At 59.9% G+C, this 12,278-nt stretch carries 12 protein-coding genes; 5 read left to right on the plus strand and 7 right to left on the minus strand.

Features of this window, described 5'->3' with window-relative positions:
* Positions 1-68: 68 nt before the first annotated feature.
* Entirely contained in the window at positions 69-3,539 is a 3,471-nt protein-coding gene (locus MOQ67_RS22885; protein ID WP_198718054.1) for a hybrid sensor histidine kinase/response regulator, read from the plus strand.
* Between the two features lie 55 nt (positions 3,540-3,594).
* Here MOQ67_RS22885 and rmuC read toward each other — a convergent pair whose 3' ends face one another.
* Positions 3,595-4,959, minus strand: coding sequence for a DNA recombination protein RmuC (gene rmuC, locus MOQ67_RS22890; protein ID WP_198718061.1), 1,365 nt, complete (start codon positions 4,957-4,959; stop codon positions 3,595-3,597).
* Positions 4,960-5,134: 175 nt separating this feature from the next.
* Positions 5,135-5,458 (minus strand): sel1 repeat family protein, encoded by a 324-nt coding sequence (locus tag MOQ67_RS22895; protein WP_198718055.1) that lies wholly within the window; start codon positions 5,456-5,458, stop codon positions 5,135-5,137.
* A gap of 457 nt (positions 5,459-5,915) precedes the next feature.
* Between MOQ67_RS22895 and MOQ67_RS22900 the strand changes: the two genes are divergently transcribed.
* The 4 genes from MOQ67_RS22900 to MOQ67_RS22915 all read left to right on the plus strand — a co-directional run bounded on the left by MOQ67_RS22900 (position 5,916) and on the right by MOQ67_RS22915 (position 9,069).
* Complete coding sequence (locus MOQ67_RS22900; protein WP_198718056.1) at positions 5,916-6,221, plus strand: hypothetical protein; 306 nt, start codon at positions 5,916-5,918, stop codon at positions 6,219-6,221.
* Between the two features lie 443 nt (positions 6,222-6,664).
* Positions 6,665-6,889 carry a hypothetical protein gene (locus MOQ67_RS22905; RefSeq protein WP_007898912.1) on the plus strand — a complete coding sequence of 75 codons (225 nt, stop codon included), beginning with the start codon at positions 6,665-6,667 and terminating at the stop codon, positions 6,887-6,889.
* A gap of 280 nt (positions 6,890-7,169) precedes the next feature.
* Positions 7,170-7,652 (plus strand): hypothetical protein, encoded by a 483-nt coding sequence (locus MOQ67_RS22910; RefSeq protein WP_198718057.1) that lies wholly within the window; start codon positions 7,170-7,172, stop codon positions 7,650-7,652.
* A gap of 145 nt (positions 7,653-7,797) precedes the next feature.
* The gene (locus MOQ67_RS22915; RefSeq protein WP_253397739.1) at positions 7,798-9,069 is read left to right on the plus strand and encodes an OmpP1/FadL family transporter; all 1,272 of its coding nucleotides are present in this window, start codon (positions 7,798-7,800) and stop codon (positions 9,067-9,069) included.
* A gap of 65 nt (positions 9,070-9,134) precedes the next feature.
* On the opposite strand, the gene MOQ67_RS22920 is transcribed toward MOQ67_RS22915, so the two are convergent.
* From MOQ67_RS22920 to MOQ67_RS22940, 5 genes are all read right to left on the minus strand, one after another.
* Positions 9,135-9,686 carry a glutathione peroxidase gene (locus tag MOQ67_RS22920; RefSeq protein WP_198718059.1) on the minus strand — a complete coding sequence of 184 codons (552 nt, stop codon included), beginning with the start codon at positions 9,684-9,686 and terminating at the stop codon, positions 9,135-9,137.
* Positions 9,687-9,720: 34 nt separating this feature from the next.
* Entirely contained in the window at positions 9,721-9,843 is a 123-nt protein-coding gene (locus MOQ67_RS22925) for a hypothetical protein (RefSeq protein WP_269816499.1), read from the minus strand.
* Positions 9,840-11,039, minus strand: coding sequence for an MFS transporter (locus MOQ67_RS22930; protein ID WP_253400424.1), 1,200 nt, complete (start codon positions 11,037-11,039; stop codon positions 9,840-9,842). Before MOQ67_RS22930 ends, MOQ67_RS22925 begins: the two co-directional genes overlap by 4 nt.
* A gap of 63 nt (positions 11,040-11,102) precedes the next feature.
* A complete protein-coding gene (locus MOQ67_RS22935) occupies positions 11,103-11,507 on the minus strand; it encodes a MarR family winged helix-turn-helix transcriptional regulator (protein ID WP_247405041.1) in 405 nt (134 codons plus the stop codon).
* A 42-nt stretch (positions 11,508-11,549) separates the two neighbouring features.
* On the minus strand, positions 11,550-12,278 hold the full coding sequence (locus MOQ67_RS22940; RefSeq protein WP_448675566.1) for an adenosylcobinamide-GDP ribazoletransferase: 729 nt from the start codon (positions 12,276-12,278) through the stop codon (positions 11,550-11,552).

Consider the following 12,278-nt stretch of genomic DNA (forward strand, 5'->3'; position numbering starts at 1 on the left):
CCCAGGCATCATGCGAGACTGTCCGACCGGGCTCGAAACGCCTGGGTGTGTTTATGTCCGGAGTTACCATGACGCTGTCCAGCGGGCTGATCGCCGCCGTTGCCTTGGCCTATATGGCCACTATGTTTGCCATCGCCTTTTACGGTGACCGCCGCCATGCGCCGCTGCCGCCGCGTATGCGTGCCTGGGTGTACAGCCTGTCGCTGGCCGTTTATTGCACCAGTTGGACCTTCTTCGGCGCCGTAGGCCAGGCGGCCGAACAACTGTGGGCGTTTATACCGATCTACCTGGGACCGGTGCTGTTGCTGGTATTGGCCCCTTGGGTCCTGCAAAAGATGATTCTGATCAGCAAGCAGGAAAACATCACCTCTATCGCTGACTTTATCGCCGCACGCTACGGCAAATCCCAATCGTTGGCGGTGGTGGTCGCGCTGATCTGCATGGTCGGCGTGCTGCCTTACATCGCCCTGCAACTCAAGGGCATCGTACTTGGGGTGAACCTGCTGATCGGCGCTGGCGCGGATGCTACCGGCACCCGAGCTCAGGACACGGCGCTGATCGTGTCGCTGGTGCTGGCGTTGTTCACCATTGTCTTCGGTACGCGCAACCTCGACGCCACCGAACACCACCGCGGCATGGTGCTGGCGATTGCCTTTGAATCGATCGTCAAGCTGTTCGCGTTTCTCGCGGTCGGTGCGTTTGTGACCTACGGCCTCTACGACGGTTTCGGCGATTTGTTCAGCCAGGCGATGCTGGCGCCACGGCTGGAGGAATACTGGAAAGAAACCGTCAACTGGCCAACGATGGTGGTACAGACCGGCGTCGCGATGATGGCGATCATCTGCCTGCCCCGGCAGTTTCACGTCACCGTCGTGGAAAACATCGACCCCCAGGATTTGCGCCTGGCCAAATGGGTGTTCCCTGCGTACCTGATCCTCGCAGCACTGTTTGTCGTGCCGATCGCCCTCGGCGGCAAAATGCTCTTGCCCGGCTCGGTGCCGCCCGATTCCTACGTGATCAGCCTGCCCTTGGCCGAGGCCCATCCGGCCCTCGCCTTGCTGGCGTTCATTGGTGGCGCATCGGCCGCCACCGGCATGGTGATTGTTGCGAGCATTGCGTTGTCGACCATGGTTTCCAACGACATGGTGCTGCCTTGGTTGTTGCGCCGTTCCAGCGCGGAACGGCCGTTTGAAGTGTTCCGCCATTGGTTGCTGTCGGTACGCCGCGTCAGCATCGTGATCATCCTGCTGCTGGCTTATGTCAGCTACCGATTGCTGGGCTCCAGCGCGAGCCTGGCGACTATCGGCCAGATCGCTTTCGCCGCAGTGACCCAACTGGCACCCGCCATGCTTGGCGCGCTGTATTGGAAACCGGCGAATCGGCGCGGCGTGTTTGCCGGCTTGGCGGCGGGCACGTTCCTGTGGTTCTACACCTTGGTCCTACCGGTTACCGCGAAAAGCCTGGGCTGGTCGCTCAGCCTTTTCCCGGGCCTGACCTGGTTGCATTCCCACCCGCTCGGCTTGCCCCTCACCTCGCTGACCCTGGGCACCGTGTTCTCCCTGGCGGGCAACTTCACGCTGTTCGTCTGGGTTTCGATGCTCTCGCGTACCCGGGTGTCCGAACACTGGCAGGCCGGGCGCTTCATCGGCCAGGAAACCAGCCAACGCGCCAGCACTCGCTCCATGTTGTCGGTCCAGATCAGCGACCTGCTGAGCCTGGCCGCGCGCTTTGTCGGGGAAGAACGCGCCCAGCAAAGTTTTATCCGCTTCGCCTATCGCCAAGGCAAAGGCTTCAACCCCAACCAGAATGCCGATAACGATTGGATCGCGCATACCGAACGCCTGCTGGCGGGCGTACTCGGCGCCTCCTCGACTCGCGCCGTCGTAAAGGCCGCGATTGAAGGTAGGGACATGCTGCTGGAGGACGTAGTACGGATCGCCGACGAAGCCTCCGAAGTGCTGCAATTCAATCGAGCCCTGCTACAAGGCGCCATCGAAAACATCACCCAGGGCATCAGCGTGGTGGATCAGTCTCTCAAGTTAGTGGCGTGGAACCGCCGTTACCTGGAGCTGTTCAACTACCCCGAAGGCTTGATCAGCGTCGGCCGGCCGATTGCCGACATCATTCGCTACAACGCCGAGCGCGGCTTGTGCGGTCCGGGCGAGGCCGAAGTGCATGTGGCGCGACGCCTGCACTGGATGCGCCAAGGCCGCGCGCACACCTCCGAACGCCTGTTCCCGAATGGACGGGTGATCGAACTGATCGGCAACCCGATGCCCGGCGGCGGTTTCGTCATGAGCTTCACCGACATCACCGCGTTCCGCGAGGCCGAACACGCACTGACCGAGGCGAACGAGGGCTTGGAACGACGGGTCACCGAGCGTACACACGAGCTGTCGCAGCTCAACGTGGCGCTCACCGATGCCAAGGGCGTGGCCGAGTCCGCGAACCAATCGAAGACCCGCTTTCTCGCAGCGGTCAGCCATGACCTGATGCAACCGCTGAACGCTGCACGCCTGTTCTCCGCCGCCCTCTCCCACCAGAACGATGGCCTGTCGAGCGAAGCCCGGCAACTGGTGCAACACCTGGACAGCTCGCTGCGTTCCGCCGAAGACCTGATCAGCGACCTGCTGGACATCTCGCGCCTGGAAAACGGCAAGATCAACCCGCAACGCCAGCCGTTCGTGCTCAACGAACTGTTCGACACACTCGGTGCCGAATTCAAGGCACTGGCCCAGGAACAAGGCTTGCGCTTCCGCTTGCGCGGCAGTCATTTGCGGGTCGACAGTGACATCAAGTTGCTGCGGCGCATTTTGCAGAACTTTCTGACGAATGCATTCCGCTATGCCGACGGCCCGGTGCTGCTGGGCGTACGCCGACACGAGGGCGAGCTGAGCCTGGAAGTATGGGATCGCGGTCCTGGCATCCCGCAGGATAAACAGAAGGTGATTTTCGAGGAGTTCAAGCGTCTGGACAGCCACCAGACCCGCGCTGAAAAAGGCCTCGGCCTCGGCCTGGCGATCGCCGATGGCCTGTGCCGCGTATTGGACCATCACCTGAGCGTGCGTTCATGGCCGGGCAAGGGCAGCGTGTTCAGCGTGCGCGTGCCGCTGGCTCGCAACCAGACCAGCCCGCCGATCAAGACCGTGCAGGAAAATGGTCTGCCCCTGAGTGGCGCGCAGGTGCTGTGTGTGGATAACGAAGAAAGCATCCTGATAGGCATGCGCAGCCTGCTGACGCGTTGGGGCTGCGAAGTATGGACCGCCACCGACCAGGCGCAGTGCGCCGCGCTGCTGGCCGACGGCGTGCGCCCACAACTGGCGCTGGTGGATTACCACCTGGACCACGGCGAAACCGGCACGGAGCTGATGGCTTGGCTGCGCACGCAGTTGGCTGAGCCGATCCCCGGCGTGGTCATCAGCGCCGACGGCCGTCCGGAGATGGTGGCGCAAGTGCATGCCGCGGGGCTGGATTATCTGGCCAAGCCGGTTAAGCCGGCGGCGTTGCGGGCGTTGCTCAGTCGGCATCTACCGCTTTAATCAGGCTGAACTCAATCCATTGCCGAGGCTCGATAGCTCCGACATTGACCCGACTCTATTCGGGTAAGTGCGCCACACCGTCGGCATCGGTCATTGCCCGCTCCAGCAGATCGGCGGGCAGGCTCTTGCTGGCGCGGGCGCCGAGCAACCTTAATTGTTCGGTGCGGCTGACCAGATTACCGCGACCATCTGTCAGCTTATTCCGCGCGGCGCTGTAAGCCTTATCCAACTGCTGCAGACGGTTGCCCACTTCATCCAGATCCTGGATAAACAGCACGAACTTGTCGTACAGCCAGCCGGCGCGCTCGGCGATTTCCCGGGCGTTCTGGCTCTGACGCTCCTGTTTCCAAAGACTGTCGATGACCCGCAGGGTGGCGAGCAAGGTGGTGGGGCTGACAATGACGATATGGCGGTCGAACGCTTCCTGGAACAGATTGGGCTCGGCCTGCAAGGCTGCGGAAAAAGCGGCTTCAATCGGCACGAACAGCAACACGAAATCCAGGCTGTGCAAGCCCTCCAGGCGCTTGTAGTCCTTACCGGCCAGGCCCTTGACGTGATTGCGCAGGGACAGCACGTGCTGTTTGAGCGCGGCCTGGCCGATCACATCATCGTCCGCCGCCACATACTGTTGATAGGCGGTCAGGCTGACTTTGGAGTCCACCACCACCTGTTTGTCATCGGGCAACATAATCAGCACGTCCGGCTGGAAGCGCTCACCGTCCGGGCCTTTCAGGCTGACCTGGGTTTGGTACTCGCGGCCCTTCTCCAGGCCGGCGTGTTCCAGCACACGCTCAAGGATCAGCTCGCCCCAGTTGCCCTGGGTCTTCTGGCCCTTGAGCGCGCGGGTCAAGTTCGTGGCTTCGTCCGACAGACGCAGGTTCAGTTGCTGCAGGCGTTCAAGCTCCTTGCCCAGGGAAAAGCGTTCGCGGGCTTCGTTCTGATAGCTTTCTTCGACACGCTTTTCAAAAGACTGGATGCGTTCTTTCAAGGGATCAAGCAACTGCCCGAGGCGCTCCTGGCTGGTTTCGGCAAAGCGCTGTTCGCGCTCGTCGAAAATCTTCCCGGCCAGTTCGGCGAACTGCGCCCGCAACTCGTCCCGCGCGCCCTGCAGGTCAGCGAGGCGTTGTTGATGGCTTTCCTGTTGCTCGCGCAGCTCCGCACGCAAGGCCGCCGACAACGCGTCAAGGCGGCGCAGTTCGGCTTCCTTGGCGCTGCGGTCGAGGTTCCAGGCGTGGGCCGCGTCGCGGGCGTTGTCGCGATCGATCTGCAGCAATTCGACTTCGCGACGCACGGCGGCCAAGTCAGCCTGCTTGGCGGCATTGGCCTGGCTGAGGTCGCTGATCTCGTCACGACTGGCGTCCAGTTGGGCAGCCAAACCTTCCTGGGCCAGTTGCGCAGTGGCCAGGCGCTCTTCAAGCAACTCCCAGCCGGCCATGCGCGCGGCCAAGCGCCGCTGAAGCTGCCAGCACACGGCCAATAACGGCACTGCCGCGCCAGCAAGTCCCAGGGCAATACTGGTCCAGTCAAAAGCCATAGCCATGTCTGCCATCACCGAAAAAGAGCAAGGTTAACCAAGCAAGGGAGTTGAGGACAGCTCAGTCTTCGACCTGGCCCAATTCACGCTGGGCGCGACGGTCGCCAGCGCGAGCGGCCAGGCGCAGGAGGTCGTGGCCGATGCGGCGGTCGCGGGCATTACCACATTCGCGGCACATCAATTGGCCAAGTCGGCTTTGCGCGGCGACGACGCCGTCACGGGCCGGCTGTTTGAGCAAGCACCCGGCAAAATGTTTGACGCTGGTGCTGTGGCCTAGGCGCGGGCTGTCGAGCAACCACAATGCGACTTTCAAGGAGAAGCGCTTGGGTGGGGTAACAGCCGGAGGGGTGTCGGTAGCAGAAGGTGACACTGAGCGAAACTTCATAAAGCACTGCGGGACAGAACGGAAGGCGCGCCACTCTACTCTTTTTTTCGTACAGGTAAAGCCGAAAAAAACCTGCACGCCCGTGCTAGAGCAAGCGCTTGGGACAATCCACAGAAGCTGTGGATAACTCAGTGGACAACCCACCTTTAACTCGCGCAAAGCCCCATGGAATGGGGGCCGCAGTCAAACTGACGATTTTTTCACCAATAAAAAAAAGCGATATTTTTCATTGACTTAAATTTTCATTGCAGGCAAACGGAGCCAGTTCGAAACACTTGACAGGCCGGTGACACATACTGTGAACAATGTGTACAAGCCCCTCTTCCCTGGTTATATCGCCGGTGTTTTTTGATCCGACACTGCTTGAATATGTTACCGGCACGGCCAGGCAGGGACTTTTCAAATTCAGTACAGGTCGCCACACTGCCCCACCTACAACGCAACCATGTGCGGGTCGATGAAAGGAATTCTGTTATTCACTGTGTTGCTGCTGGCTATCTGCGCGACCTCCCTGGGAATCAATGCCGCACTACCCTCACCCGACGGCGCATTGTTCGCCATCGCGATCCTGCTTTCTGCGGCATTCACCGCCATCAGCCTGAGCATTGAGTTGGGCGAAGGCAGGATCAACGACATGGGCGATGTGATGAAAGTGGTCGAGACCGGCCAGTCCCTGCGACTGACCCTGGCCGCGTATGCACTGGGCTGTTCATTGGCGGCAGCCGTCACGGTACTGGTGTATCACGGGCTGCTGGACGGCTGATTGAAGTTTTTTTGTTAGCACGCTTTCATTCATCGCTTCAATCCGTTATCATCGGCAGTGTTAGTACCAAGCTGAAAGTCAATTCTGGTCGAACAACTCCCCTGAACAACACGGGATCGACCACCTCGATGGTTTCCAGGTATCACTTGCGACGACACAGCCTTTGAACAAGCAAAGGGTGTCGCGAAGTATCAATACTCTGACCGAACCAACCTGCCAATTGATCAGGATCTTCACCCTGGGCCCAGAACCTTTGCCCCTGTTGTGTTGCCTGCCCTCCTAAGTACCTACCTGCCAGCCCAAGCGCGCCTAAACTATTAGCGCTTCAAACTGGCTGCTTTGTTCCAGTCGGGTTCTTCGTTCGATCAATGGTGATCAACGTCACTGGAACGTTTTAACGTTGCGCGGTTCTTAACCGTGTTATTTGTAGGAACACCAATAATATGTCCACTCAAATCCATACTCAGGATGCCATTCGCACCCTCACCAACGCTTTTGCACCAATGAACTGTCTGATCATGGCCGCTCGCAAAGGCTGCTTCAGCTTCACCCTGGTCAACGAACACGGTATCGCTCGTCACAGCGAACGCCTGTACCCCGATCAATACTCCAGCGCAGAACCGCTGCAGGCCGTGATCGAGCGTACCCGTCAGGCACTGGTTGCCTGATCGACCCGAGCTGCTGAAACACAAAAACCCTGTTTAAAACGCAGGGTTTTTTATTGCCTGACATTCAGGATTTGAATGTTTTCACTCAGCACAAATAGATATAAACGTTATAACTGATTAAAGAAGATGTTTTAAAAACAGTCCTTTACACCACAAATATGACACTACACTTCAACTCAAGCGGCTTGATCCGCTTACGACGGGCCTGAGATCCGATCCACCGCTGCCAAGCCCCCACCCGCTCAGGCTTCGTCGACCACTTTCACGGATTGAGGCGAGTATGGGTATCGCTGCCAGCGAATTGTGTCGTTATGTGATCAAGCCGACGCTTATTTACCTCGGGCGCCACGACCAGACGGCTGAATCTCTGTTGCTGGGCATTGCCGCCAGCCAGTCGGAACTCGGCTCCGCCTTGCACGACCGTCGCGGCCACGGCCTGTATAGCATCACCGAACTACGCCACCGCGCCCTATGGGACACCTACCTGGCGCTGGACCCGGAACGCGCCAGCCTGGTGCGTGGCCTGGCCAGCCAGCATGCTTTCCTCAGCGCGCCCCAGCTTGAACTGACCGTTAACCTGCGTTACGCCACGGCCATCGCCTGGCTGCTGGTGGAACAACAGCGCCTCGTCTTGCCCGCACCGGGAGATGTATTGGCCATGGCGCGTATCTGGAAAGAAATATTTCACCCTCAAGGCCGCCTTCGCGATTTCACCCATGCCTGGAAATCCTGTATTTCATCCATGAATCAGGTGGCTTGCTGATCGGGAAATTTGCAATATTCGCTAAAAAGCCGCGATTTTGGTAGGATTGTCCTACAAAACCGCTCTATCTCCAGTGTTACAGCCTATAGCGTGATGTGTAATTTGTTGATACTTTCCGCTGCGGTGATCACACGGAGTTCTAATAATGAAAAAAGTAATGCTCAAGACCACACTTAGCCTCGCCGTTGCCATGGCATCCTCCCAACTGTTCGCAAGCGGTTTTGCACTCAACGAACAGAGCGTCAGCGGGATGGGTACGGGTTTCGCAGGTCGCTCCTCCTCTGCCGATGATGCAAGCACTGTCTACGGTAACCCTGCCGGCATGTCTCGCCTGAACGGCCAGCAAATCACTGGTGGCGTTGCAGCCATTGATGCATCGACCGATATCAAAGACACCAGCGGCACCGCGCGCGGAACCAACAAAGGCGACATGGTTCCATTTATCGCCGTTCCGTTCGGCTTCTACACCAACAAACTCAACGATCAGTGGTCAGTCGGCTTCGGTGTCTACGCACCGTTCGGCCTGGTGACCGATTATGAACGCGGCTATCAGGGCAAGGGCTACGGCAGCAAAAGCGAAGTCAAGGTCATGACCTTCCAGCCGACTGTCAGCTATGCGTTCAATGACAAGGTGTCCATCGGTTTCGGCCCGACCATCAACCGGATTTCCGGTGTGCTTGAGTCGGACAAAACCCTCAACCCGAATGTTGCAGACACCAACGTCAAGATCAAGGGTGACGACACCGCGCTGGGCTTCAACGTCGGCGTGTTGGTCCAGGCGACCGATACCACCCGAGTCGGCTTGACCTACCACTCGAAGGTCAACTACAAGCTCGAAGGCCACACCACAATCAGCGGCCCGGCCCAGACCCAAGCGGTCCTGCGCAACAACCGTTACGACGCTTCGCTGAAGATCGAGACGCCTGAGTCCTACGACCTGTCGGTGACTCAGGACCTGACCGATGCCTGGAAACTCTACGGCGGTGCCACCTGGACACGCTGGAGTCGCCTGAAAGAAATCACCGTCAACAACCAAGGCGTGACCAGTGCCGGCGGCATCGCCGCGCCGAGCCAACTCACCAGCATCAGCGAGCCGCAAAACTGGCACGACACCTGGGCTTACGCTGTGGGCACCTCGTATCAGTTGACCAAGCAGGTCGTGCTGCGTACCGGCCTGTCCTTCGACCAGTCGCCGACCAACAACACCGATCGTTCGCCACGTATCCCGACCGGTGACCGCACGATCTTCAGTATGGGCTTGGGCTACAAAGTCATGGATAACATGACCGTCGACCTGGCTTACTCCTACCTGAAGGAAGAGAAGGTCAATATTGATCGCAGCACCGCGCCGAGCTACCACGCCAAATACGACAACAGTGCCAACGGTTTCGGCCTGGGCATGACTTACACCTTCTGATTCAGACCGGTGAAAAAAAGCCCCGCTCTCCTGCAAAGGAGGCGGGGCTTTTCAATGGGTAACGATCAGGGTTTCGACGCTAACGCCTCTTCCACCGCTTTGAGCAAGTCCGGGCTGTCCGGCTTGGTCAGGCTGGAAAAATTGGCGATCACCTTGCCCTGGCGATCCACCACGTACTTGTAGAAATTCCACTTTGGCGCGCTGCTCTGCTGCGCCAGTATCTTGAACAGATGCACGGCATCCGGCCCCTTGACCGTCTGCGGCTCGGTCATGGTGAAGGTAACGCCATAATTCACGTAGCAAACCTTGGCGGTTTCCTCACCGGTCTTGGCTTCCTGCTTGAAGTCATCGGAAGGCACGCCAATCACTTCCAGGCCCTGGCCCTTGTAGCGCTGGTATAACGCCTCGAGGCCTTTGAATTGCGGCGCAAACCCACAGAAGCTGGCGGTATTGACGATCACCAGAGGCTTACCGGCAAAGCGCTGGCACAGGTCGATGGATTCCTTGGCGCGCAACTTGGGCAACTGCCCCTCCAGCAACGGCGGGCAACTGGCGGCCATGGCCGCACCGCCAAAAGCAGCCATCAGGACGGGTACTGCAAGCCAGCGCATCTGCATATCGTGTGTCCTTCAAAGGAGTCAGACCACGAACTTAACAGATCGACATACCCAGTTGCATCAACGCCAGCCCACCGCGCTGCCAGCCCCACCACGCCAGAAGCAGCAGAAGCGTTGCCGCCCCTGCCCCAACCAGCCAATAGCCATTGGAACTCATGCTACCTCCATCTGCGTCTGCAACCGCGCCACCGGCCGCTCACGCACCGGCCAGTTCAGGGCGGCGGCGAGCAGGCTCAAGAGAATCGCCACTTGCCAGATCAAATCGTAGTTGCCGGTTCGATCATAGACCACCCCACCCAACCAGCCGCCGAGGAACGAACCGAGCTGGTGGAACAGGAACACGATCCCACCGAGCATCGAGAGGTTTCGCACACCAAACAGCGTCGCGACCGTACCATTGGTCAGCGGTACTGTGGACAACCACAAGAAGCCCATCGCCATACCGAACAGGTAGGCCGAGACTTCAGTCACCGGCGCCCACAGGAACAGCCCGATCACCACCGCCCGCAACAGGTACAGGCCGGTCAGCAGGCGCGGCTTGGACATGCGCCCGCCGAGCCAGCCGGCGGTGTAGGTGCCGGCGATATTAAACAGGCCAATCAAGGCCAAGACGGTGGTGCCGGTAGTCGCCGGCAAATGCTGATCGATCAGGTAAGCCGGCAGATGCACGCCGATAAACACCACTTGGAAACCGCAGACGAAAAAACCGAACGCCAGTAGCCAGAACCCGGAGTGGGAGCAGGCTTCCTTCAGCGCTTCACGTAAGGTTTGCTGCCCGGCCATGACAGGCAGCGGCCGATCCTTGAGCATGCTCACCAGCGGCAGAATCAACGCCACCATCAAGCCCAGCGCCAGCAGTGCCGCCGACCAACCCAGCCAACTGATCAAGCCCAGGGTGCCCGGCACCATGGCGAACTGGCCGAAAGAACCAGCGGCACTCGCAATGCCCATGGCGATGCTGCGTTTTTCCGGCGGCACGGCACGGCCGACCACGCCCAGAATCACCGAAAACGAGGTGCCGGACAGGCCAATACCAATCAGCAAACCGGCGCTCAACGATAACGACCACGCCGAATCGGACATCCCCATCAGCACCAGGCCGACGGCGTACAACACACCGCCAACCAACACCGCCTTGCTCGCCCCAAAGCGGTCGGCCAGGGCGCCGGTGAACGGCTGCGCCAGGCCCCAGATCAGGTTCTGCAAAGCAATGGCAAAGGCAAACGTCTCACGTCCCCAGCCGAATTCGGCGCTCATCGGCGCCAGGAACAGCCCGAAGCCATGCCGCACACCCAGGGACAACGCCAGGATCAGCGCACTCCCCACAAGAATCCAGCCACTGGTGCGCCACATCGAGGTCATTTCTTATTCTCCATTTACGGGTATATACCCGCTTGTAGTCGAACAAACCCCCGTTCAGGCGAGTTCATCCAGCAAGGCCAACAGGGTTTCGCGTTTTTCCGCGCCCAACCGATCAATCAATTTCTGCTGCGCCGCCTCCCAGGCCGGCAAGGCCGCTGCCAATCGCGCCGCGCCGGCTTCGGTCAACAGCACCAGGCGGTTGCGCAGATCGTCGCCCTCGACCAACCGCACCAGGCCTTCGCCTTCCAGTACACGCAGGTTGCGCCCCAACGTACTGCGATCCAGCCCCATGGCGTCGGCCAGGCTGGAAATACTCGGCTGATCGAGACGCTGCAGATTGCACAGCAAAGAATACTGGGCGACGTTGATCCCGAAGCCGTCGAGAGCGCCGTCGTAATGCCTGCTGACGCCACGGGCGGCGCGTCGCAGGTTGGTGCATAAACATTGGGAGGCAAGCATGGAACGTGTATATACCCGCGATTCAGCAAATGCAAGCAAGTGTTACAGCGCCAGCCCGACCAGAACCGCCACTTCCAGCAGCTCCAGCAGCGCGCCGGCGGTGTCGCCCGTGGTGCCGCCGAGGCGCTTGACCATCAGGTGGCGCAGGCCGATAAAGCACAGCGCCGCGAGCAGGACCGCGATCCCGCCGCTGAAACCAGCGATCAGGAGGCAGGCCAGGCCGCTGAGGATCAGCACCTGCTGGCCGACAATCCTCGGTAAGTGATCCGACAATGCCTGGCCCAATCCTCCGGCACGCACATAGCGCGTGGTAAGAAACAGCGCGAGCATCGACGCACGCCCGATCAGCGGCGCGAGGATCAGCGCCACGTTATTGTGCTGCTCGATCAGCGCCACCAGCGCGGTGAACTTGAGCAGCAATACCAGGCCGAGGGTGACCACGGCGATCGGCCCGCTACGTGGGTCTTTCATGATGGTCAGGGTGCGCTCACGATCGCCAAAACCACCAAGCCAGGCGTCCGCGCTGTCCGCCAGCCCGTCCAGGTGCAAACCGCCACTGAGCAACACCCAGGCCGTCAGCAACAGCGCGGCGTGCAGCAACAGCGGCGCGCCCGCCAACGCGAGGTTCAGGCCCCACAACAGCAGGCCGAACAACAGGCCCACCAGCGGATAAAACAGCAGTGAGCGCCCCAGTTCCTGCGGTTGCGGCATGCCCGGCAGACGAATCGGCAGGCTGCTCAGGAACTGCAGGGCGATCCAGAACGGCAGCAT

This window comes from Pseudomonas sp. LY-1, assembly GCF_053502595.1.